General features: G+C 51.5%; 18 protein-coding genes, 1 tRNA gene and 2 other RNA genes. 12 read left to right on the top strand and 9 right to left on the bottom strand.

Annotation, left to right across the window (positions count from 1 at the left end):
- Nucleotides 1-2 precede the first annotated feature (2 nt).
- Nucleotides 3-404 carry a nickel-responsive transcriptional regulator NikR gene (gene nikR, locus QUF14_RS21360; RefSeq protein WP_001190062.1) on the top strand — a complete coding sequence of 134 codons (402 nt, stop codon included), beginning with the start codon at nucleotides 3-5 and terminating at the stop codon, nucleotides 402-404.
- An 8-nt stretch (nucleotides 405-412) separates the two neighbouring features.
- On the opposite strand, the gene QUF14_RS21365 is transcribed toward nikR, so the two are convergent.
- From QUF14_RS21365 to QUF14_RS21385, 5 genes are all read right to left on the bottom strand, one after another.
- Entirely contained in the window at nucleotides 413-1,537 is a 1,125-nt protein-coding gene (locus QUF14_RS21365) for an ABC transporter permease (protein WP_024212196.1), read from the bottom strand.
- Nucleotides 1,537-4,272 (bottom strand): ribosome-associated ATPase/putative transporter RbbA, encoded by a 2,736-nt coding sequence (rbbA, locus tag QUF14_RS21370; protein WP_100733860.1) that lies wholly within the window; start codon nucleotides 4,270-4,272, stop codon nucleotides 1,537-1,539. Before rbbA ends, QUF14_RS21365 begins: the two co-directional genes overlap by 1 nt.
- A complete protein-coding gene (locus QUF14_RS21375; RefSeq protein ID WP_000361505.1) occupies nucleotides 4,269-5,336 on the bottom strand; it encodes an HlyD family secretion protein in 1,068 nt (355 codons plus the stop codon). The genes rbbA and QUF14_RS21375 overlap by 4 nt, the downstream gene beginning before the upstream one ends.
- A 71-nt stretch (nucleotides 5,337-5,407) precedes the next feature.
- Complete coding sequence (gene yhiY, locus QUF14_RS21380; RefSeq protein ID WP_213054493.1) at nucleotides 5,408-5,512, bottom strand: hypothetical protein; 105 nt, start codon at nucleotides 5,510-5,512, stop codon at nucleotides 5,408-5,410.
- A gap of 189 nt (nucleotides 5,513-5,701) precedes the next feature.
- On the bottom strand, nucleotides 5,702-7,228 hold the full coding sequence (locus QUF14_RS21385; RefSeq protein WP_286333541.1) for a DUF4049 domain-containing protein: 1,527 nt from the start codon (nucleotides 7,226-7,228) through the stop codon (nucleotides 5,702-5,704).
- Between the two features lie 146 nt (nucleotides 7,229-7,374).
- Between QUF14_RS21385 and QUF14_RS21390 the strand changes: the two genes are divergently transcribed.
- The gene (locus tag QUF14_RS21390) at nucleotides 7,375-8,085 is read left to right on the top strand and encodes a DUF3053 domain-containing protein (protein ID WP_000190516.1); all 711 of its coding nucleotides are present in this window, start codon (nucleotides 7,375-7,377) and stop codon (nucleotides 8,083-8,085) included.
- 48 nt (nucleotides 8,086-8,133) lie between these two features.
- On the opposite strand, the gene ghrB is transcribed toward QUF14_RS21390, so the two are convergent.
- Together ghrB and QUF14_RS21400 are read right to left on the bottom strand one after the other, a co-directional pair.
- Complete coding sequence (gene ghrB / locus QUF14_RS21395) at nucleotides 8,134-9,108, bottom strand: glyoxylate/hydroxypyruvate reductase GhrB (protein ID WP_000805004.1); 975 nt, start codon at nucleotides 9,106-9,108, stop codon at nucleotides 8,134-8,136.
- 103 nt (nucleotides 9,109-9,211) lie between these two features.
- Nucleotides 9,212-9,871, bottom strand: coding sequence for an OmpA family lipoprotein (locus QUF14_RS21400; protein ID WP_072795910.1), 660 nt, complete (start codon nucleotides 9,869-9,871; stop codon nucleotides 9,212-9,214).
- A gap of 152 nt (nucleotides 9,872-10,023) precedes the next feature.
- Here QUF14_RS21400 and bisC point away from each other — a divergent pair, with 152 nt between their 5' ends.
- Nucleotides 10,024-12,357, top strand: coding sequence for a biotin sulfoxide reductase (bisC, locus tag QUF14_RS21405; RefSeq protein ID WP_100734046.1), 2,334 nt, complete (start codon nucleotides 10,024-10,026; stop codon nucleotides 12,355-12,357).
- Here the strand turns inward: bisC and QUF14_RS21410 are convergent.
- Nucleotides 12,326-12,766, bottom strand: coding sequence for an N-acetyltransferase (locus tag QUF14_RS21410; RefSeq protein WP_000617470.1), 441 nt, complete (start codon nucleotides 12,764-12,766; stop codon nucleotides 12,326-12,328). The two genes, bisC and QUF14_RS21410, sit on opposite strands and share 32 nt — an antisense overlap.
- On the bottom strand, nucleotides 12,763-13,326 hold the full coding sequence (gene tag, locus QUF14_RS21415; protein WP_000438936.1) for a DNA-3-methyladenine glycosylase I: 564 nt from the start codon (nucleotides 13,324-13,326) through the stop codon (nucleotides 12,763-12,765). The genes QUF14_RS21410 and tag overlap by 4 nt, the downstream gene beginning before the upstream one ends.
- 157 nt (nucleotides 13,327-13,483) lie before the next feature.
- Here tag and QUF14_RS21420 point away from each other — a divergent pair, with 157 nt between their 5' ends.
- The 9 genes from QUF14_RS21420 to dppC all read left to right on the top strand — a co-directional run bounded on the left by QUF14_RS21420 (nucleotide 13,484) and on the right by dppC (nucleotide 22,598).
- Nucleotides 13,484-14,182, top strand: coding sequence for an autotransporter outer membrane beta-barrel domain-containing protein (locus QUF14_RS21420; RefSeq protein ID WP_100734047.1), 699 nt, complete (start codon nucleotides 13,484-13,486; stop codon nucleotides 14,180-14,182).
- 228 nt (nucleotides 14,183-14,410) lie between these two features.
- The gene (locus QUF14_RS21425) at nucleotides 14,411-15,619 is read left to right on the top strand and encodes an L-lactate MFS transporter (RefSeq protein WP_000189051.1); all 1,209 of its coding nucleotides are present in this window, start codon (nucleotides 14,411-14,413) and stop codon (nucleotides 15,617-15,619) included.
- 323 nt (nucleotides 15,620-15,942) lie between these two features.
- Nucleotides 15,943-17,634, top strand: a complete 1,692-nt coding sequence (gene eptB, locus QUF14_RS21430; RefSeq protein ID WP_001269243.1) for a kdo(2)-lipid A phosphoethanolamine 7''-transferase — start codon at nucleotides 15,943-15,945, stop codon at nucleotides 17,632-17,634.
- A 91-nt stretch (nucleotides 17,635-17,725) separates the two neighbouring features.
- Nucleotides 17,726-17,802 (top strand) — tRNA-Pro (locus QUF14_RS21435).
- 34 nt (nucleotides 17,803-17,836) lie between these two features.
- Nucleotides 17,837-17,970: non-coding RNA, RtT sRNA (locus QUF14_RS21440), on the top strand.
- 33 nt (nucleotides 17,971-18,003) lie between these two features.
- Nucleotides 18,004-18,124, top strand: a non-coding RNA gene (locus QUF14_RS21445) — RtT sRNA.
- 627 nt (nucleotides 18,125-18,751) lie between these two features.
- Nucleotides 18,752-20,359 carry a dipeptide ABC transporter substrate-binding protein DppA gene (gene dppA, locus QUF14_RS21450; protein ID WP_001222892.1) on the top strand — a complete coding sequence of 536 codons (1,608 nt, stop codon included), beginning with the start codon at nucleotides 18,752-18,754 and terminating at the stop codon, nucleotides 20,357-20,359.
- Nucleotides 20,360-20,666: 307 nt separating this feature from the next.
- Nucleotides 20,667-21,686, top strand: coding sequence for a dipeptide ABC transporter permease DppB (gene dppB / locus QUF14_RS21455; protein WP_000938853.1), 1,020 nt, complete (start codon nucleotides 20,667-20,669; stop codon nucleotides 21,684-21,686).
- Nucleotides 21,687-21,695: 9 nt separating this feature from the next.
- Entirely contained in the window at nucleotides 21,696-22,598 is a 903-nt protein-coding gene (gene dppC / locus QUF14_RS21460; RefSeq protein WP_000084677.1) for a dipeptide ABC transporter permease DppC, read from the top strand.
- Nucleotides 22,599-22,606: the final 8 nt, after the last annotated feature.

Raw genomic sequence — 22,606 nt, forward strand, 5'->3', positions numbered from 1 at the left:
CAATGCAACGAGTCACCATCACCCTTGATGACGATTTACTGGAGACGCTGGACAGCCTGAGCCAGCGTCGTGGTTATAACAACCGTTCCGAAGCTATCCGCGATATTCTGCGTAGCGCCCTGGCGCAAGAGGCCACCCAGCAGCACGGCACACAAGGTTTCGCGGTGCTGTCGTATGTGTATGAACACGAAAAACGCGACTTAGCCAGCCGTATTGTCTCCACCCAGCACCATCACCACGATCTCTCGGTTGCTACTCTGCATGTGCACATTAATCACGACGACTGTCTGGAAATCGCCGTGTTGAAAGGTGACATGGGCGACGTGCAACATTTTGCCGATGACGTTATCGCCCAGCGCGGCGTGCGGCACGGGCATTTGCAGTGCTTGCCGAAGGAAGATTAAGCCCGTAATCACGCCATTGTCCCAATCGTCTTCCTGAATCGCAGCAGCGCGATGGTGAAAAACGCGCCGCCAATTGCCATTAGCGTCAGGAACTGCGGCCAGACGATTTCGAATCCGGCACCCCGGTAGAGGATGGCCTGCGCGAGGCTGACAAAGTGTGTCGTCGGCATGGTCAGCATAATGTCCTGCACCATCTGCGGCATACTTTCGCGCGGCGTGGAGCCACCGGAAAGCATTTGCAGCGGCAGCAGCACCAGAATCACCAACAGCCCAAGCTGTGGCATCGAACGCGCTATCGTCCCCATAAAAATGCCGATTGACGTAGTGGCAAACAGACTGAGCGCCACGCCCAGCATAAACAGCGGGATAGAGCCTTCTATCGGTACGCCCAGCACGCCTTTTACCATCAGCACCAGTGATAATCCCGATACCACCAGCACCACCAACCCCATCGACCAGACCTTCGCCATCATGATCTCAAACGGCGTTATCGGCATCACCAGTAAGTGTTCCACCGTGCCGTGTTCACGCTCGCGGATCAGCGCCGATCCGGTCAACACAATCGCCAGCATGGTAATGTTGTTGATGATCGCCATCACCCCGCCAAACCATGCGGGATCGAGGTTCGGGTTAAAGCGCATGCGGGTTTCCAGCGATACCAACGGTTCGCTGTTATCACGGTAACGCGCGACAAAGCTGTTCACTTCACCGTTGATAATATTCTGGATATAACCGTTGCCAGTGAATGCCTGGCTCATGCGCGTGGCATCGACGTTCACCTGAATATCCGGCTGGCGTCCGGCGAGGACATCACGCTGAAAATTAGGCGGAATATTTATCGCGAAGGTATAGCGTCCGGCGTCCAGCCCGGCATCCATCTCATCGGCGGTGATCATCTCCGGGGGCAAAAACCACGGGCGATAGAAGCTGTTAACGATCCGGTTCGATAACTGCGATTGATCCATATCGGCAATAGCGATCGGTGCCAGGTTCAACGATCCTGGCGTGACGGTCGCTGATGAATAAACCGACACCGTAAACGAGAAAATAATCAGCGTCAGCATCGCTTTATCACCGAGCAGACTGCGCAACTCTTTGATACCCAGATTAAAAATATTGCGTAAATGGCGCATCATCCCTCCTGTTTTTTCAGCAGCAGGATGCTTAAGCCCATCACCAGCGGTATGGCTATCAGCAACGGGATAAAAAGTTGCCACAAATCAGTCAGATCCAGCGCTTTCGAGAACGTTCCGCGGGCGATAGTCAGAAAATGACTGGTCGGGTAAACCTCGCCGATCCAACGTCCTGGACCTTCCAGCGAAGCTACCGGATCGATCATCCCGGAAAACTGCGTCGCCGGAATCAACGTGATAATCGCCGTACCGAAAATGGCGGCAATCTGGCTTTTCATAAAAGTAGAGATCAGCAGCCCCATTCCGGTGGCAATGATGATATACAGCAGCGCCGCCAAGGTGAGCGTCAGGAAACTGCCTTTATGCGGCACGCCAAACACAAACACCGACAGGGCGCAGAGCAGGAAAAAGTTCAGCATTCCCAGCCCGATGTACGGCAGCTGTTTGCCAAGCAAAAATTCGCTACGGGTGGTAGGAGTCACGTAAAGGTTGATAATCGACCCCAACTCTTTTTCCCGCACTACGCTAAGGGCGCTTAACATCGACGGAATCATCATCAGCAACAGCGGGATCACCACCGGAACAATCGCTGGCAGGCTTTTTACGTCCGGGTTATAGCGATAGCGTGTCTCAATATTCATCAGCCCGCTTTGGCCTGCGGGCGTGGATTGCCGACTCGCCACATCCTGTAGCCAGCTCTGGTGCATGGCCTGCACGTAACCTTTTACCGTTTCGGCACGACTGGGCATCGCACCGTCGATCCAGACACCGAGTTCCACAGGCGTACCACGCGCGATATCGCGCCCGAAATTGGGTGGAATCTCAATCGCCACCGTGATATCGCCCGCACGCATCCGACGATCAAGCTCGTCATAACTGGTGAGCGGCGGCTGCTCGATAAAGTAACGGGAACCGGAGAGATTGAGCGTCCACGCCTGGCTACTGACGGTCTGGTCGCGGTCGAGCACCGCAAAGCGCAGATTTTCCACATCCATACTGATGCCGTAACCCATTATCAGCATCAGGATCACCGTTCCCATCAGCGCCAGCGTAGAACGTACCGGATCGCGGCGCAGTTCCAGTGCTTCGCGACGGCTGTAGCTAAACAGACGTCGCAGGCTAAATCCCTGACGCGGGACGTGGGTGGTGTCATGTACCACGGGCGGCGCTTCGGCTTCGTTGCTCTGCCCTGCCGCTTCCTGCAAATAGGCGATAAATGCCTCTTCCAGACTGGCGGCTCCGCGTTTCTCAACCAGTTCCTGCGGTGTACCGCTGGCAAGCACTTTTCCGGCGTGCATTAGTGAGATGCGGTCGCAGCGTTCCGCTTCGTTCATAAAGTGGGTGGAGATGAAAATGGTCACTTTGTCCTGGCGCGAAAGATCGACCATTAACTGCCAGAACATATCCCTCGCCACCGGATCGACGCCAGAAGTAGGCTCATCGAGGATTAACATCTCCGGGCGATGAATCACCGCCACCGCCAGCGAAAGCCGCTGGCGAATGCCGAGCGGCAATGACCCCGGCAGAACATCTTCAACGTCGTTGAGCTTAAAACGCTCACTCATTTCAGCCACTCGCGCGGGAATTTCCGCTTCCGGAATGTGAAACAAACGGGCATGTAACTCCAGGTTTTGCCGCACGGTGAGTTCGTTATAGAGCGAAAACGCCTGCGACATATAGCCCACCCGACGGCGAGTATCGATATCTTTTGGATCAACCGGTTGCCCGAACAGCCACGCCTCACCTTCGCTGGCAGGCAGCAGTCCGGTAAGCATTTTCATGGTGGTGGATTTACCGCAGCCGTTCGAACCGAGGAAGCCAAAAATCTCCCCGCGTGGAATGCGGAAATTGACGTGATCAACGGCAACGAAGGAACCAAAACGCATGGTCAGATCGCGCGCTTCGATGGCAATCTCTGCGTTTTCAGGTTGATACGGTGGGATCACTACCGCCTGATGCGCCTGCCGTTGTGCTTGCGGTAACAGATTTATAAATGCTTCTTCCAGCGTGGCGCTTTGCGTTTGCTGCCGCAGCTCTTCGGCGCTGCCAGTCGCCAGTACTTCTCCGGCATTCATCGCTACCAGCCAGTCGAAGCGTTCCGCCTCTTCCATATAGGCGGTGGCAACCAGCACGCTCATATTGCTCTGCCGCTGGCGAATACTGTCGATCAGATCCCAGAACTGGGCGCGAGAGAGCGGGTCAACCCCCGTTGTTGGCTCATCAAGAATCAACAATTCCGGGTCGTGGATTAACGCACAGCACAGCCCCAGTTTTTGCTTCATCCCGCCGGAGAGTTTACCTGCCGGACGATCGCGAAACGGTGCTAACCCGGTGCTGGTCAGCAGCTCATTAATTCGGACTTCCCGCTCCGCTTTGTCGTGACCGAACAGGCGGGCGAAAAAATCGACGTTTTCATACACCGACAAGGTGTGGTAGAGGTTTTTGCCCAGTCCCTGCGGCATCCAGGCAATGCGCGGGCAGACGTCACGGCGATGCCTCGGGTCGCGCATATCGCCGCCCAGCACGATCACGTTGCCCTGCTCAATGACGCGGGCACCGGAAATCAGTGACAACAAACTCGACTTCCCGACGCCGTCCGGGCCAATCAGCCCGACCATACAGCGGGCCGGAATGTCGAGAGTGATATTGTTCAGCGCAACGGTTTTTCCATAATGCTGGCTCACGCCCGCCAGTTGCGCGACAGGCGGGACGGGAACCAGTTCCAGATGCGTCATTGCGGCAACCTCACCGCAAGGTCGTCAGGCCACGGAAGTTCTTCGTTCACCCGCACCCACGCCACGCCCGGCAAACCGGTTTTGACATATTCCAGATGTTGCTGGAGTAATTCCGGTGGGATACGCGCTTTGACGCGGAACATCAGTTTCAGCCGCTCATCGCTGGTTTCGACGGTTTTTGGCGTGAACTGGGCGACGCTGGCGACAAAGCTGATGGACGCAGGAATACGCAGATCTGGCGCGGCATCGAGGATCAGTCGGGCTTCGCCGCCCAGTTTCAGCGTGCCCGCCTGTTCGGTTGGCAGGAAGAAGGTCATATAGACATCGCTGAGATCGACCATATTTAGCACCCGACCGCCTGCTGCCAGCACTTCGCCTGGCTCGGCAACCCGATACTGCACGCGTCCGTCACGCGGGGCTTTCAGTTCGCTGTCATCGATATCTGCGGCAATGCGCCGTTCAGTGGCTTGTGCCGCTTCGACGCGGGTTTGCGCCTGAATGATATTGGTGCGTGCTGCTTCTATAGCCGCTTTAGAAGCCGATACCTGAGCTTTCGCCGATTCCAGCGCGGCTCGGGCGCTCTCGGCGGCGGCGCGATCGTCATCCAGCTGTTGCGCAGAAATAGCCCCCCGTTGGGCAAGCGAGCGGGAACGCGTATGACGTTTAGCCACGGAGTCCAGTTCTGCCTGGCGTTGATTAACCAGCGACTGTGCGGCGCGAGTTTCGCTTTGCCGTTGCTCCAGCAAAGCCTGCGCGGCGGCAACGGCGCTTTGTGCTTCTTTGATTTGCGCGATGGCTTCCAGTCGCTGTTCCTGCAACACGCGAGTATCCATCTTCGCCAGCACTTCGCCTTCGCGAACAAACTGGCCTTCTTTCACCAGAATGGTATCGATACGCCCGGCAATTTTGCTGGCGATATCCACTTCCGTCGCTTCAATGCGCCCATTGCTGACGGCAAAGCCTTCCGGCACACCTGCCGGGCGCAACAGCCACCACGCCACGACGGCAGCCACCGCCAGTAACCCGACAACCCACCACGCCAGATGGCGCTTACTCTTATCCATAATCGACCCGCCATAATCCCTGTAAGCAAACGACACGTGTTACAACTGCCGCCGAACGACGTTCAGCGGATTCATCCATCCGGGATAAGAAGGAAACGGCAAATACGACCAGCGCACAGAGCATTGAGCGCCAATGGGGAAGGCTTAGTGAAAACGGGTAGTAATGTTGTCATCATCAGCATTCCTGGCCGTAAATGAAACACGCATACTCATAAGTGTGATCTATAAAACTGGCTGATAAAACGGTATCCATCCTGTTGGATAGCGTTTCACGCCTGTTCAGTTGCAGGAACAGAGCATTCCTTTTTACGTTTTATCAACAGTCTCAACCAGATAGTAACATTAATATTCATGTTGTCTATGGTTCAAAGCTGTAACAGCGTGCGCCTTCTACTCAAAGGCATAAGTTCATTTCTGTTTTTTTCATGCTGGTAAGACGTCCAGGGAGCGGTTACCTCAGGCCCTGCACCAGGATTAATTTGGCAATTATGCATACTGTACATTCTTCCGGCATGTTTACTGTCACGGGCGTTCAGACCTAAAACAGCCCCCATTTCACCTATGAGTTCTCTTCCACCATTACCGTTATGTGCAACAACTTGATTTATACCTAACATTTGTGAGCATGCTAATAGTGCTTCAAGTTTGGGCCTGTAATCTGTCGAGATGGAAAAATAACGATTAAAAGATTGACAAGAGATGGCCCGGCTAATTTTAAATTTTTTACCATTAATTATGGTATGATGCTTTTTATTAATGATTGCCGCTAATTCGACCGGATCGAGAACATTGGTCATTTCATCTTTAGAGACTGTTATCGGACCTAAAATGTAACGTTCGCGTTGTATGTCGAAAGTTATCCCATGATGATTTGCCATTATTTTATATTTGGGGTCATAGAAACATACAGGGTAATCTTTTATCCCTGCGTAGGTATCTTCATTAAGTGGTTTCATGCGCGTGAAGTTCTGCATATAGTTACCATTGCAATTTGTTTCATGATTTCCAGCTAATACATGAACATTTTCATTGATACTCATTATGCGTTTTAACAAATCGATGATAAATTGATCGCCACAGATATTACTAAACCGATCGCCGGTTTGGTCACCCAGAAACGTACATGGCGTCACTGCGCCTTTATTAATAACCAAATAAGGCTGAAGACTTTCTAAAACTATATCTCTTCTGTTCAGAATACTGATTATTGTATTAACATTAGTGTCAAGTTGCTCATTAAAGTTCTCCCTTAGCAATACGTTGAGAACTTCATCTTCTATATTAAGCAACTGACTAAGGAAATTTTCTCCTTCAGCCATAATACCCAAATGACCTGTTGCAGTAAGCGCATACAAAACGGCACCGACTGAGCCATCGGTATCACCGAAATAGGTCGGTCTGGTACTTGTAGGATCAACGGGTGAACAATTTGAGAAATAGACTCTATTAGCAAAATGGGCCTTTATTACTGTTTCGAATTTAATATCAAATATATTGTATTGCGAAGTTTTCCAGTCCCAGAGGGGTTTGTACGACTCAGTATCTACAATATCATTCATATTACCATCTTCTGTCATGGCATTAAGAAAACAAACAATGCTGCGCCAATTTATTTCTATGTTATCAAGAGGGCAACCGTAATTTTTTCCATTAATTGTCACAATAAACTGATAACTATTATTCCTGCGTAGGATATGAACACGCATGCCCGATAGCATACTATATTTTTCTGATTGATACGTCTGTATGGAAAATGAAATCTTGTCATCTTGAAAAGATTGTTGGAAACGTTCTATTTGCCAGTCATCTATTTTTTCCACAACTTCACCGAGCATTGTCCTGGCAATACTTGATATGTCATCACCTAAGCCATTTGCTATATACCCAAACAGTTCTTTAACCTTGTTTCGTTTTCTCCATTATTTTACCAGGAAGATTACGTAGAAAGGGTATCCTGCAAGCCTGTCCTGGACTATCCTTGTCACGTCAGACACGCGTGTGTCGTTGTGCGCTTTTTTTGGGTGAAAGGAGTAAGAAAATGGCGACAGGAAAGTCCTGCTCTCGCTGGTTTGCGCCTCTTGCGGCGTTATTAATGGTAGTTAGCCTGAGTGGGTGTTTTGATAAAGAAGGCGATCAGCGTAAAGCGTTTATCGACTTCCTGCAGAATACAGTGATGCGTAGCGGTGAACGTCTACCAACCCTGACTGCCGATCAGAAAAAACAGTTTGGTCCTTTTGTCTCTGATTACGCGATTCTGTATGGTTATTCACAGCAGGTGAATCAGGCGATGGATTCCGGTCTGCGTCCGGTTGTAGACAGCGTTAACGCAATTCGCGTACCGCAGGATTACGTTACGCAAAGCGGCCCACTGCGTGAAATGAACGGTTCTCTGGGTGTGCTGGCGCAACAGCTGCAAAATGCGAAGTTGCAGGCCGATGCTGCGCACTCTGCGCTAAAACAGAGCGATGACCTGAAACCGGTCTTTGATCAGGCATTCACCAAAGTGGTAACGACGCCAGCTGATGCTTTGCAACCGTTGATTCCGGCGGCACAAACTTTCACGCAACAACTGGTGATGGTTGGAGACTACATTGCTCAGCAAGGTACTCAGGTGAGTTTTGTCGCAAATGGCATCCAGTTCCCGACTTCGCAGCAGGCAAGTGAATATAACAAACTGATTGCGCCATTACCGGCACAGCATCAGGCGTTTAATCAGGCCTGGACTACAGCAGTCACTGCAACCCAATAAAGAGTAAAAGCCCGAGCGATTATCGGGCTTTACTTCCCGCAGTCGCGGTTAGTCCGCGACGTGCGGATTCACACAGTTCTTCTCAACTTTTCCCTGTAACGCATTAATCAAATTATCCACGGCGCAGGCGGCCATGCCATAACGCGTCTCATGGGTGGCAGAACCAATATGCGGTACGGCGACGACGTTGGCCATTGAGAGCAACGGAGAATCTACGGGCAGTGGCTCTTGTTCGAACACATCAAGCCCGGCAGCGTGAATTTCCCCTTTCTGCAATGCTGCAATCAGTGCATTTTCGTCAACCACCGGGCCACGTCCGGCATTAATGAAAATGGCGGAGGATTTCATTTTGGCGAATTGTTCTGCGCCAAACAGATGATGCGTTTCATCAGTTAACGGCAGGATCAGGCAAACGAAATCTGACTCTTGTAACAGTGTATCCAAATCGCAGTAGCGGGCGTTGAAGCGTTCTTCTGCTTCTTTATGGTGGCGGCGCGCGTTATAGAGGATGGGCATATTGAAGCCAAAGTGCGCACGTTGTGCCAGCGCCATGCCGATCCGTCCCATCCCGACAATGCCCAGTGTTTTATGGTGAACGTCAGTGCCGTACCAGTCCGGGCCTATGCTCGCGGTCCATTCGCCTGCTTTTACCCGTTCTGCTACCTCCACAACCCGACGAGCGGTAGACAACACCAGCGCCATCAGCGTATCGGCGACGGTTTCTGTTAATACGGTTGGCGTGTGCATCAGCAGAATTTTTCGGGCGGTAAGCGCATCGACATCAAAATTGTCATAGCCGACGGAGATCGTTGAAGTGGCCCGCAGTTTTGGCATTTTTTCCAGTAATGCGGCGTCAACGTTTTCATTTGAACCCAGCAAGCCTTCGGCGTCGGCAAAAATTGCTGCATTTTGTTCGATGGTTTGTGGGCTGAGGTTTGCCACCTGGTGAACGGTGAAATGCTCTTGCAGGCGTTGCAGTAAATCATCAGGTAAGGCTTTGTAGAGGATAACGGACGGCTTCATTCTTCTCTCCATTCACTGATAAGGCGATCACCTTAGCCTGAAATATGATGAAGGAAAACTGAAGAATGCCAGGTGATTTTTGCATCACCTGGCATGAAAGGGATTACAGCGGGCTTAAGGTAATTTCTACACGGCGGTTTTGCGTCTTACCTTCTGCGGTGCTGTTGCTGGCGATTGGGTTAGCCGGGCCAAGGCCCTGAGTACGGATGCGGCTGGCGTCCACGCCCTGGGTGATCAACGCGCTGGCAACGGAATCCGCACGCTGCTGGGAGAGACGCATGTTCAGGTCGTGACCACCCGTGCTGTCGGTATAACCAATCACGTTAACCGCCGTTTTCGGATACTCTTTCAGCACCATTGCCACGCCGGTTAGGGTGTTAGCGCCTGCCGGTTTCAGGGTCGCGCTGCTGCTGTCGAAGGTTACATTGTTCGGCATATTGAGGATAATGTTATCCCCGCTGCGGGTTACGCTAACACCAGTGCCGCGCATTTTGTCACGTAGCTTCGCTTCCTGCACATCCATGTAATAACCAACGCCGCCGCCCAGAGCTGCACCCGCTGCTGCGCCAATCAGCGCGCCTTTACCGCGATCTTTCTTCGAAGAAGAGAGCGCACCAATACCCGCGCCAACGAGAGAGCCCAGACCTGCACCGATAGCAGATTTACCTGCTTCGCGTTCACCTGTGTAAGGGTTAGTGGTGCAGCCAGATACCGCCAGAGCGCCACTCACTACGGCGGCAATAAGATAAACACGTTTCTTCATTGTTAATCCTTAATAACCTTTTTATTCTTTGCCACGGGTTCCGTGGCGGGAGATTATGCCGCGTGAACATGAAGATTATTCCTGGGAATACTCGGAAATTTGTAAGTAATATTTAACTGCTCAATACATCTAATCTTTCAGGAGCCTTCGGTTTGGCCAACTCATCCTCACGTTATTCTGTTCTTACTGCCGCTCACTGGGGGCCCATGCTGGTTGAAACCGACGGCGAAACCGTGTTTAGCTCGCGTGGCGCGTTAGTCACAGAAATGAAAAACTCCTTGCAGAGTGCGGTTCGCGACCAGGTTCACAGCAAAACACGGGTACGATTTCCAATGGTGCGCAAGGGCTTTCTCGCATCACCGGAAAACCCGCAAGGCATTCGTGGGCAGGATGAATTTGTTCGTGTGAGTTGGGATGAGGCGCTGGATCTCATCCATCATCAACATAAACGTATTCGTGAGGCTTATGGTCCAGCGTCGATTTTTGCGGGTTCCTACGGCTGGCGTTCAAACGGCGTACTGCATAAGGCCTCGACATTATTGCAACGCTATATGGCACTGGCAGGCGGTTATACCGGGCATCTGGGGGATTATTCGACCGGTGCAGCACAGGCGATCATGCCGTATGTCGTGGGGGGCAGCGAAGTTTATCAACAGCAAACCAGTTGGCCGTTGGTATTGGAACATAGCGATGTCGTGGTGCTATGGAGTGCTAACCCACTCAATACGCTGAGAATTGCGTGGAATGCATCCGATGAGCAGGGGCTTTCTTACTTTTCCGCACTGCGTGACAGCGGGAAAAAGCTGATCTGCATTGATCCAATGCGATCGGAAACCGTCGATTTCTTTGGCGATAAAATGGAGTGGGTGGCACCGCACATGGGCACCGATGTTGCGCTGATGCTGGGGATCGCCCATACGCTGGTGGAAAATGGCTGGCACGACGAAGCGTTTCTGGCGCGTTGCACCACAGGTTATGACGTCTTCGCCTCTTATTTGCTGGGCGAGAGTGACGGAATAGCGAAAAATGCCGAATGGGCGGCAGAGATTTGTGGGATTAACGCAGAGAAAATCCGCGAACTGGCGGCTATTTTTCATCAAAATACCACCATGTTGATGGCTGGCTGGGGAATGCAGCGCCAGCAGTTTGGTGAGCAAAAACACTGGATGATCGTCACCCTGGCAGCAATGTTAGGGCAAATCGGCACGCCTGGCGGGGGCTTTGGTCTTTCTTACCATTTTGCCAATGGTGGTAACCCTACGCGCCGCGCTGCGGTGCTTTCATCTATGCAGGGCAGCTTGCCAGGTGGCACCGATGCGGTAGATAAAATCCCCGTAGCCCGTATTGTTGAAGCTCTGGAAAACCCTGGCGGTGCATACCAACACAATGGCATGAACCATCACTTCCCGGATATTCGTTTTATCTGGTGGGCGGGCGGCGCCAACTTTACTCATCATCAGGATACCAATCGTCTGATTCGTGCCTGGCAAAAACCGGAGCTGGTGGTGATCTCCGAATGCTTCTGGACGGCAGCGGCGAAACACGCCGATATCGTCCTCCCTGCAACCACCTCGTTTGAGCGTAATGACCTCACCATGACCGGCGATTACAGTAATCAGCATCTGGTGCCGATGAAGCAAGTGGTGCCTCCACGTTATGAAGCGCGTAATGATTTTGATGTCTTTGCCGAGTTGAGTGAACGTTGGGAGAAGGGCGGCTATGCGCGGTTTACGGAAGGAAAAAGTGAGCTGCAATGGCTGGAAACGTTTTATAACGTTGCACGGCAGCGCGGGGCAAGCCAGCAGGTTGAATTGCCGCCATTTGCTGAGTTCTGGGAAGCCAACCAGTTAATTGAGATGCCGGAAAACCCGGACAGCGAGCGGTTTATTCGCTTCGCCGATTTTCGCCGCGATCCGCAGGCGCATCCATTAAAAACCGCCAGCGGCAAGATTGAAATCTTCTCGCAGCGTATTGCCGATTACGCTTATCCGGATTGCCCTGGGCATCCAATGTGGCTGGAGCCGGACGAATGGCAGGGCAATGCCGAACCGGAACAGTTGCAGGTACTTTCTGCTCATCCGGCACATCGTCTGCACAGCCAGCTGAATTACAGTTCTCTGCGCGAATTGTACGCGGTGGCAAATCGTGAGCCTGTCACCATTCATCCTGACGATGCCCAGGCGCGCGGCATACAAGATGGCGATATTGTTCGGTTGTGGAACGCACGCGGGCAAATTCTTGCCGGAGCGGTCATTAGCGAGGGAATTAAACCTGGCGTGATTTGCATTCATGAAGGGGCATGCCCGGATCTGGATTTAACCGCTGACGGTATTTGTAAAAACGGCGCGGTGAACGTTCTGACCAAAGATCTCCCCAGCTCGCGGCTGGGGAATGGCTGTGCGGGTAATACGGCGCTGGCATGGCTGGAAAAATACAACGGTCCGGAACTGACACTTACAGCGTTTGAACCACCGGCCAGCTCATAATCCAGGTGGGTAGTTGGGTTTCATCCTGCCATGCGCAGTCGACAATGTGAAAACCCTGCGCATGGTAAAAATCTATCGCCGGTTGATTTTTTTGATAAACCTCCAGCATCAGATGGGGATGGCGCTGCTGCACATACTGCATTAGCGCCTTACCAATACCGCGTCTGACGGCCTTCGGTGCGACAAACATTGCAGCCAGAAATCGGCCTTCCATAATGCTGACAAAACCGAGAAGCTTACCGTCTTCTTCCCAGACCCAGTTTTGCGCGTTGGCAAGATAGGCATCCCGCACCAGCGGAATGCAATCACGCCAGTAATTCGCTTTTATAAAGGGATGCCCCCAGGTTGTACTTTCCAGCCACAATTCGAGGATCGCGGGGAGTTCTGAACGTTGCGCTTCCCGAATCATGGTTTATTTCCCGGATAGCAACAGCAGCCAACCACATGATCATTCACCAGCCCACATGCCTGCATAAAGGAGTAACAGATTGTGGTACCAACAAACTTAAAACCACGCTTTTTCAAGGCTTTAGATAGAGCGTCGGAGGCGGGCGTAGATGTAGGGATTTCGCTCAACGTTGTGGCTTGTGTCACCTGTGGTTGATGATTGACAAACGACCAAACAAAGTCGGCAAACGGTTCGCCGTTCTGTTCCATTTGCAGGTACGCCCGCGCATTACCAATAATTGCCTGAATTTTCCCGCGATGGCGGATAATCCCGGCGTCCTGTACCAGTCTTTCGACGTCCTCTTCCTGCATTGCTGCGACTTTCATCGGATCGAACTGATGAAAGCAGGCGCGATAGTTTTCGCGTTTTTTGAGGACGGTGATCCACGATAACCCTGCTTGTTGCCCTTCAAGGCAGATCATTTCGAACAGTTTTTTACTGTCAGTTTCAGGCACGCCCCACTCATTATCATGGTAGGCAATATAAAGCGGGTCCTGACTCACCCAGCCGCAACGTTCCATACTTTCCCTCGCTATGTACCCGATCGTAAAAATTTCAGCCGCTTTTCTTGACGCATCGGTGAAAAAGTCAATATTTAATACAGGGCTACTATGCCCGATATCCTTCATACAATGACAATAATATTGCCGAATTCGGCTCTTCCCTGGAGTCGTGTTAATGATCATAAAAAAAAGCGGTGGTCGCTGGCAGTTAAGCCTGCTGGCGAGCGTGGTAATCAGTGCCTTTTTTCTCAACACAGCTTACGCCTGGCAACAAGAATATATCGTTGATACGCAACCCGGACATTCCACAGAGCGCTACACCTGGGATAGCGATCATCAACCTGATTACAACGATATTCTGTCGCAACGTATTCAAAGTAGCCAAAGGGCGCTGGGACTGGAAGTTAATCTGGCGGAAGAAACCCCTGTGGATGTGACCAGCAGTATGAGTATGGGCTGGAGTTTTCCTTTATATGAACAGGTTACAACCGGCCCGGTCGCGGCATTACATTACGATGGTACAACCACCTCGATGTATAACGAGTTTGGCGACAGTACTACTACACTGACTGATCCGTTATGGCATGCCAGCGTGAGTACCTTAGGCTGGCGTGTTGACTCCCGGCTTGGCGATCTCCGACCCTGGGCGCAAATCAGCTATAACCAGCAATTTGGCGAGAATATCTGGAAGGCGCAATCAGGCTTAAGCCGGATGACGGCGACAAACCAGAACGGCAACTGGCTGGATGTCACGGTAGGTGCTGATATGTTGCTCAATCAAAATATTGCCGCCTACGCTGCGTTATCTCAGGCAGAAAATACCACGAACAATAATGACTATCTGTATACGATGGGGGTTAGTGCCAGATTTTAACGTTATAGATACAATTGAAACCCATAAATAACAACTAATGTGGCGATAGTGGGGACTAACTTACTAAATAATAAATTTGGTGAATAATTGTCGAGTCATTCATTCCTGAACTAATGCATTTCATTCCGTTCTGATGGCATTTCATGCCGTTTTTCCCCAGGCATAAAGTGCACTTCGTTATGGTTGTCGGCAGAGATTTTTCCTTTTTATTACTGCAGGAATACTGCCATGACACCTTCAAATTATCAGCGTACTCGCTGGCTGACACTCATCGGTACTATCATTACCCAGTTTGCCCTGGGGTCGGTTTATACCTGGAGTCTGTTTAACGGCGCGCTTTCTGCCAAGCTGGGGGCTCCGGTAAGCCAGGTTGCTTTCTCTTTCGGCTTGTTAAGTCTGGGGCTGGCAATTTCGTCTTCTGTTGCGGGCAAATTGCAAGAACGTTTTGGTGTTAAACGCGTCACTATGGCTTCCGGCATTTTGCTGGGATTAGGTTTCTTCCTGACAGCACATTCCAACAACCTGATGATGCTGTGGTTAAGCGCCGGTGTGTTGGTTGGTCTGGCGGATGGTGCGGGCTACCTGCTGACGCTCTCAAACTGCGTGAAGTGGTTCCCGGAGCGTAAGGGACTCATCTCTGCTTTCGCTATTGGTTCTTATGGACTTGGTAGTCTGGGTTTCAAATTTATCGATACGCAACTGTTGGAAACGGTCGGTCTGGAAAAAACCTTTGTTATTTGGGGCGCGATTGTACTGGTGATGATTGTCTTTGGCGCAACGTTAATGAAAGATGCGCCGAAACAGGAAGTGAAAACCAGCAATGGTGTGGTGGAGAAGGATTACACGCTGGCAGAGTCGATGCGTAAACCGCAGTACTGGATGTTAGCAGTTATGTTCCTGACCGCCTGCATGAGTGGCCTGTATGTGATTGGCGTGGCGAAAGATATCGCTCAAAGTCTGGCGCATCTTGATGCAATTTCCGCAGCCAATGCTGTGACGGTTATTTCCATCGCCAACCTTTCTGGTCGTCTGGTGCTGGGCATTCTGTCTGACAAAATCGCCCGTATCCGTGTTATCACCATTGGTCAGGTCATTTCGCTGGTGGGCATGGCGGCCCTGCTGTTTGCACCATTGAATGCAGTGACGTTCTTTGCAGCGATTGCCTGCGTGGCATTTAACTTCGGCGGCACTATCACGGTGTTCCCGTCACTGGTCAGTGAGTTCTTCGGCCTAAATAATCTGGCAAAAAACTACGGTGTGATTTACCTCGGTTTCGGTATCGGCAGCATTTGTGGTTCGATTATCGCTTCACTGTTTGGCGGATTCTATGTGACTTTCTACGTGATTTTCGCCCTGCTGATTCTGTCACTGGCGCTTTCTACGACGATTCGCCAGCCAGAGCAGAAAATGTTGCGTGAGGCGCATGGCTCCCTTTAATGACCTGCCGCGAGCTACTGGGCTTTAGCCTTAGTGTGAATCAAACGCTTCAACGCAATGTATAAACAATGACGCGTAAAATTTGGGCCAGTGAACTGGCCCTTTTTACTGCTTTTTGTAACGCTAAAGTCTCTTTTCAAACTTGCATTTTTGTAAATTTGTGCTTCATGCACACTCTTTCCCCACACTTTTTCCCTTTGCTGTGGTCTACTTATTCGCGCGTGTAGATTTTACTTATCTGACTACCTCCGCACTTTTCCCCTGCCGGGCCTGAAAAGCCACTAAGCAGGGTGTTATCACCTGTTTGTCCAGGGTTTGTTTGCATGAGATACATCAAATCGATTACACAGCAGAAGCTGAGCTTTTTGCTTGCAATCTATATTGGCCTTTTTATGAATGGCGCGGTTTTTTACCGCCGCTTCGGCAGCTATGCGCACGATTTTACCGTCTGGAAAGGCGTTTCTGCTGTTGTTGAACTGGTCGCTACCGTACTGGTGACCTTCTTTTTACTGCGTCTGCTTTCGCTGTTTGGCCGCCGCAGCTGGCGAATTCTGGCATCGCTGGTGGTGCTCTTTTCTGCAGGTGCCAGCTATTACATGACTTTCCTTAATGTGGTCATTGGTTATGGCATCATCGCATCCGTCATGACCACCGATATCGATCTGTCAAAAGAAGTTGTTGGTCTGAACTTTATTCTCTGGTTAATCGCCGTAAGCGCATTACCTCTTATCCTTATCTGGAATAACCGCTGTCGCTACACCTTGCTCCGACAACTGCGAACCCCAGGGCAACGTATTCGGAGTCTGGCGGTCGTCGTACTGGCAGGTATTATGGTTTGGGCACCGATTCGTTTGCTGGATATCCAGCAGAAGAAAGTGGAGAGGGCGACAGGTGTTGATTTGCCGAGTTATGGTGGCGTTGTCGCGAACTCTTATCTGCCATCAAACTGGCTTTCGGCGTTAGGTCTTTATGCCTGGGCGCGGGTCGATGAATCTTCCGATAACAATTCTCTCCTTAACCCTGCGAAGAAGTTTACGTACCAGGCTCCACAAAACGTTGATGATACATATGTCGTTTTCATTATTGGTGAAACCACGCGCTGGGATCATATGGGCATTTTCGGCTATGAACGCAATACCACACCGAAACTGGCTCAGGAGAAAAATCTGGCGGCGTTTCGTGGCTATTCTTGTGACACGGCGACCAAACTTTCTCTGCGTTGCATGTTTGTGCGTCAGGGTGGAGCAGAAGATAATCCGCAGCGCACATTAAAAGAACAGAACATTTTCGCGGTATTGAAGCAGTTAGGATTCAGTTCTGATCTCTACGCTATGCAAAGCGAAATGTGGTTCTACAGCAACACGATGGCAGACAACATTGCTTATCGTGAGCAGATTGGTGCGGAGCCACGTAACCGTGGCAAGCCGGTAGATGATATGTTGCTGGTAGACGAAATGCAGCAATCGCTGGGGCGCAACCCGGATGGCAAGCATCTGATCATTTTGCATACCAAAGGTTCGCACTTTAACTACACCCAGCGTTACCCGCGCAGCTTTGCGCAGTGGAAGCCGGAATGTATTGGTGTTGATAGCGGCTGTACCAAAGCGCAGATGATCAACTCCTATGACAACTCGGTGACCTATGTGGATCACTTTATCTCCAGCGTGATTGATCAGGTTCGCGATAAGAAAGCGATTGTGTTCTACGCAGCTGACCACGGTGAGTCAATTAATGAACGCGAGCACCTGCACGGCACACCGCGTGAACTGGCACCGCCGGAGCAGTTCCGTGTGCCGATGATGGTCTGGATGTCAGATAAATATCTGGAAAATCCGGTCAATGCGCAGGCATTTGCGCAGCTGAAAAAAGAAGCCGACATGAAAGTGCCACGCCGTCACGTAGAGCTGTACGACACCATCATGGGTTGTCTTGGCTATACTTCACCGGATGGTGGAATTAACGAAAACAACAACTGGTGCCACATCCCGCAGGCAAAAGAGGCAGCGGCTAACTAAGAAGCCTGCTGACTTTCTCGCCGATCAAAAGGCATTTTGCTATTAAGGGATTGACGAGGGCGTATCTGCGCAGTAAGATGCGCCCCGCATTCGGTGATTGGCGCAGCCTGGTAGCGCACTTCGTTCGGGACGAAGGGGTCGGAGGTTCGAATCCTCTATCACCGACCAAATTCGAAAAGCCTGCTCAGCGAGCAGGCTTTTTTGCATTTGAAGCCCATGAGGATGAGAACCTCCGGGGGCGGGGAGGTTCGACTCGAGCGAAGCGAGAGAACGTTGCGCCAGCAACGGCCCGCAGGGCGAGCCACGAAGTGGCGAGTAATCCTCTATCACCGACCAATTTAGAAAAACCAGCCTACGGGCTGGTTTTTTGCTTTCTGCGGCCTGAAGAGGATGAGAACTTCCGGGGGCAGGGAGGTTCGACTCCAGCAAAGCGAGAGAACGTTGTGGCAGCAACGGCCCGCAGTGGCGAGTAATCCTCTAGCACCGACCAAAACGGCCCCGCATTCATTGTCGGATACAGCGTACCTGTCTTATCCGATCTAAACGGCAACACACCACATATTTCCCTGCCAAATTTGCGCCCCACATCTCACTATCCATTAACGGATTTGTGACAGAATCCATTGTCTTTTTTTATATTTGCTTAAATCTTTTTTTGCGTTACTTATGGCTGGCGCTGGCATTTTCCGCTGTGCGTTTTAGCGTTCATGGTATTAATCGCTCAGATATCCATCTTTTCCTCAGATTTTTTTCATTAAATGCATAAAACTTAATCACCAAATGTTGCTAAATATTAAGCTGATTGTTCTGGTTATGTTGGCGTAGCACAAATTTCTCTGCTGCAAATAGCTGTTTGAAGTTTTTTTAATCTTTGTTTGTGGATTCTCACCGTTGGTGTAAATCCCGGTTGGCTGTATTGACGTTTTCACATTCTGTTGACAGATTGTAGGTCACGAGGGGCATTTTATGGAGGATCCGCACTGTTACACTGATGTTAATTAGTACGGCATCCCCACCTCATAACGTTGACCCGACCGGGTAAAAAACAAAAAAGGTCAGGCAGCGACAACCCACTGCAAAGGGTTAAAACAACAAACATCACAATTGGAGCAGAATAATGCGTATTTCCTTGAAAAAGTCAGGGATGCTGAAGCTTGGTCTCAGCCTGGTGGCTATGACCGTCGCAGCAAGTGTTCAGGCTAAAACTCTGGTTTATTGCTCAGAAGGATCTCCTGAAGGGTTTAACCCGCAGCTGTTTACCTCCGGCACCACCTATGACGCCTCTTCCGTACCGCTTTATAACCGCCTGGTTGAATTTAAAATCGGCACCACTGAAGTGATTCCGGGCCTCGCTGAAAAGTGGGAAGTCAGCGAAGACGGTAAAACCTATACCTTCCATCTGCGTAAAGGTGTGAAGTGGCATAACAACAAAGAATTCAAACCGACGCGCGAACTGAATGCCGATGACGTGGTGTTCTCGTTCGATCGTCAGAAAAACGCACAAAACCCGTACCATAAAGTTTCTGGCGGTAGCTACGAATACTTCGAAGGTATGGGCTTGCCGGAGCTGATCAGCGAAGTGAAAAAGGTGGACGACAACACCGTTCAGTTCGTGCTGACTCGCCCGGAAGCGCCGTTCCTTGCTGACCTGGCAATGGACTTCGCCTCTATTCTGTCAAAAGAATATGCTGACGCGATGATGAAAGCCGGTACGCCGGAAAAACTGGACCTTAACCCAATCGGCACCGGCCCGTTCCAGTTACAGCAGTATCAAAAAGATTCCCGTATCCGCTACAAAGCGTTTGATGGCTACTGGGGCACCAAACCACAGATCGATACGCTGGTCTTCTCTATTACCCCTGACGCTTCCGTGCGTTACGCTAAATTGCAGAAAAATGAATGCCAGGTGATGCCGTACCCGAACCCGGCAGACATCGCCCGCATGAAGCAGGATAAATCCATCAACCTGATGGAAATGCCGGGGCTGAACGTCGGCTATCTCTCGTATAACGTGCAGAAAAAACCACTGGATGACGTGAAAGTTCGCCAGGCACTGACCTATGCGGTGAACAAAGACGCGATTATCAAAGCAGTGTATCAGGGCGCGGGCGTATCAGCGAAAAACCTGATCCCGCCAACCATGTGGGGCTATAACGATGATGTTCAGGACTACACCTACGATCCTGAAAAAGCGAAAGCCTTGCTGAAAGAAGCGGGTCTGGAAAAAGGCTTCTCCATCGACCTGTGGGCAATGCCGGTACAACGTCCGTATAACCCGAACGCTCGTCGCATGGCAGAGATGATTCAGGCAGACTGGGCGAAAGTCGGCGTACAAGCGAAAATCGTTACCTACGAATGGGGTGAGTACCTCAAGCGTGCAAAAGATGGCGAGCACCAGACGGTAATGATGGGCTGGACTGGCGATAACGGGGATCCGGATAACTTCTTCGCTACCCTGTTTAGCTGCGCTGCCTCTGAACAAGGCTCCAACTACTCAAAATGGTGCTACAAACCGTTTGAAGATCTGATTCAACCGGCGCGTGCTACCGACGACCACAACAAGCGTGTTGAATTGTACAAACAAGCACAGGTCGTGATGCACGATCAGGCTCCGGCACTGATCATCGCTCACTCCACCGTGTTTGAACCGGTACGCAAAGAAGTTAAAGGCTATGTGGTTGATCCATTAGGCAAACATCACTTCGAAAACGTCTCTATCGAATAATTAAAAGCCATACAAGGTTGATGGCAAACGCAAAACTGCCGGATGCGCTCCGCTTATCAGGCCTACGAGAGTTCTGCAATGTATTGAGTTTGCACGATTTTGTAGGTCGGATAAGGCGTTCACGCCGCATCCGGCATGACCAAAGCGTACTTTGTCAACAATCTGCATACCCGGTGGTGCTGTGCCTTTAAGTGCAGCGCCATCCGGCAGCAATACTTAATTCCTTGTCCTATAAGGGCGGGAATTGATTTGTGAGCAATACAGACTCGCAGTTCCAGGCTGCGGGTCACTACAGAGAATCCGGGTTATGTTGCAGTTTATTCTCCGACGTTTGGGACTCGTCATCCCCACGTTTATCGGTATTACCCTTCTCACATTTGCCTTTGTCCACATGATCCCGGGCGATCCGGTGATGATCATGGCGGGTGAACGTGGGATCTCCCCAGAGCGTCACGCACAATTGCTGGCAGAACTCGGCTTGGATAAACCGATGTGGCAGCAGTATCTCCATTACATTTGGGGTGTAATGCACGGTGATTTAGGCATTTCGATGAAAAGCCGAATTCCGGTATGGGAAGAGTTCGTGCCGCGCTTCCAGGCCACGCTGGAACTTGGCGTCTGCGCGATGATTTTTGCGACCGCGGTCGGCATTCCGGTTGGTGTGCTGGCTGCGGTTAAACGCGGTTCTATTTTCGATCATACAGCCGTTGGCCTGGCGCTGACCGGCTACTCGATGCCGATCTTCTGGTGGGGCATGATGCTGATCATGCTGGTTTCGGTGCACTGGAACCTGACGCCTGTCTCCGGTCGCGTGAGCGACATGGTGTTCCTCGATGACTCCAATCCGTTAACCGGTTTTATGCTGATCGACACCGCCATCTGGGGTGAAGACGGCAACTTTATTGATGCTGTCGCCCATATGATTTTGCCCGCCATTGTGCTGGGTACTATCCCGCTGGCGGTCATTGTACGTATGACGCGCTCCTCGATGCTGGAAGTGCTGGGCGAGGATTACATCCGCACCGCGCGTGCCAAAGGGCTGACCCGCCTTAGGGTGATTATCGTCCATGCGCTGCGTAATGCCATGCTGCCGGTGGTGACCGTTATCGGCCTGCAGGTGGGAACATTGCTGGCAGGCGCGATTCTGACCGAAACCATCTTCTCGTGGCCCGGTCTGGGGCGCTGGTTGATTGACGCACTGCAACGCCGCGATTATCCGGTAGTGCAGGGCGGCGTATTGCTGGTGGCGACGATGATTATCCTCGTCAACCTGCTGGTCGATCTGCTGTACGGCGTGGTGAACCCGCGTATTCGTCATAAGAAGTAAGGGGGCATCATGTCACAGGTTACTGAAAATAAAGTGATTAGCGCGCCGGTGCCGATGACCCCGTTACAGGAGTTCTGGCACTATTTTAAACGCAACAAAGGCGCGGTCGTCGGGCTGGTTTACGTCGTCATCGTGCTGTTTATCGCGATCTTTGCCAACTGGATTGCGCCCTATAACCCAGCGGAACAGTTCCGCGATGCACTGCTCGCCCCGCCAGCCTGGCAAGAAGGCGGCAGTATGGCGCACTTGCTGGGCACCGATGACGTAGGTCGTGATGTGCTGTCGCGGCTGATGTACGGCGCGCGCTTGTCGCTGCTGGTTGGCTGTCTGGTAGTGGTGTTATCGCTGATTATGGGCGTTATTCTCGGCCTGATCGCTGGTTACTTTGGCGGCCTGGTCGATAACATCATCATGCGCGTGGTCGATATCATGCTGGCGCTGCCAAGTCTACTGCTGGCGCTGGTGCTGGTGGCGATTTTCGGCCCGTCGATTGGTAACGCCGCGCTGGCGCTAACCTTCGTTGCGCTGCCGCACTATGTGCGCTTAACCCGCGCCGCCGTGCTGGTGGAGGTGAATCGCGATTACGTCACCGCGTCTCGCGTGGCAGGTGCTGGGGCGATGCGTCAGATGTTTATTAACATCTTCCCGAACTGCCTTGCGCCGCTGATTGTTCAGGCGTCGCTCGGTTTCTCTAACGCCATTCTCGATATGGCTGCTCTTGGTTTCCTCGGCATGGGGGCGCAGCCGCCAACGCCGGAGTGGGGCACCATGCTCTCTGACGTGTTGCAGTTCGCGCAAAGCGCCTGGTGGGTCGTGACCTTCCCCGGTCTGGCGATCCTGCTGACGGTGCTGGCATTTAACCTGATGGGTGACGGTCTGCGTGACGCGCTCGATCCCAAACTGAAGCAGTAAGAGGTTCG

This window comes from Escherichia sp. HH091_1A, assembly GCF_030295175.1.
Classification (GTDB): domain Bacteria; phylum Pseudomonadota; class Gammaproteobacteria; order Enterobacterales; family Enterobacteriaceae; genus Escherichia; species Escherichia coli_F.

What these genes read in the sequence shown, in the direction of transcription:
- dppB (WP_000938853.1), top strand. Translation starts at nt 20,667, where the DNA reads ATGTTGCAGTTTATTCTCCGACGTTTGGGACTCGTCATCCCCACGTTT.
- QUF14_RS21365 (WP_024212196.1), bottom strand. Translation starts at nt 1,537, where the DNA reads ATGCGCCATTTACGCAATATTTTTAATCTGGGTATCAAAGAGTTGCGC.
- dppC (WP_000084677.1), top strand. Translation starts at nt 21,696, where the DNA reads ATGTCACAGGTTACTGAAAATAAAGTGATTAGCGCGCCGGTGCCGATG.
- eptB (WP_001269243.1), top strand. Translation starts at nt 15,943, where the DNA reads ATGAGATACATCAAATCGATTACACAGCAGAAGCTGAGCTTTTTGCTT.
- ghrB (WP_000805004.1), bottom strand. Translation starts at nt 9,108, where the DNA reads ATGAAGCCGTCCGTTATCCTCTACAAAGCCTTACCTGATGATTTACTG.
- yhiY (WP_213054493.1), bottom strand. Translation starts at nt 5,512, where the DNA reads ATGATGACAACATTACTACCCGTTTTCACTAAGCCTTCCCCATTGGCG.
- QUF14_RS21425 (WP_000189051.1), top strand. Translation starts at nt 14,411, where the DNA reads ATGACACCTTCAAATTATCAGCGTACTCGCTGGCTGACACTCATCGGT.
- rbbA (WP_100733860.1), bottom strand. Translation starts at nt 4,272, where the DNA reads ATGACGCATCTGGAACTGGTTCCCGTCCCGCCTGTCGCGCAACTGGCG.
- QUF14_RS21410 (WP_000617470.1), bottom strand. Translation starts at nt 12,766, where the DNA reads ATGATTCGGGAAGCGCAACGTTCAGAACTCCCCGCGATCCTCGAATTG.
- dppA (WP_001222892.1), top strand. Translation starts at nt 18,752, where the DNA reads ATGCGTATTTCCTTGAAAAAGTCAGGGATGCTGAAGCTTGGTCTCAGC.
- QUF14_RS21400 (WP_072795910.1), bottom strand. Translation starts at nt 9,871, where the DNA reads ATGAAGAAACGTGTTTATCTTATTGCCGCCGTAGTGAGTGGCGCTCTG.
- tag (WP_000438936.1), bottom strand. Translation starts at nt 13,326, where the DNA reads ATGGAACGTTGCGGCTGGGTGAGTCAGGACCCGCTTTATATTGCCTAC.
- QUF14_RS21420 (WP_100734047.1), top strand. Translation starts at nt 13,484, where the DNA reads ATGATCATAAAAAAAAGCGGTGGTCGCTGGCAGTTAAGCCTGCTGGCG.
- nikR (WP_001190062.1), top strand. Translation starts at nt 3, where the DNA reads ATGCAACGAGTCACCATCACCCTTGATGACGATTTACTGGAGACGCTG.
- QUF14_RS21375 (WP_000361505.1), bottom strand. Translation starts at nt 5,336, where the DNA reads ATGGATAAGAGTAAGCGCCATCTGGCGTGGTGGGTTGTCGGGTTACTG.
- QUF14_RS21390 (WP_000190516.1), top strand. Translation starts at nt 7,375, where the DNA reads ATGGCGACAGGAAAGTCCTGCTCTCGCTGGTTTGCGCCTCTTGCGGCG.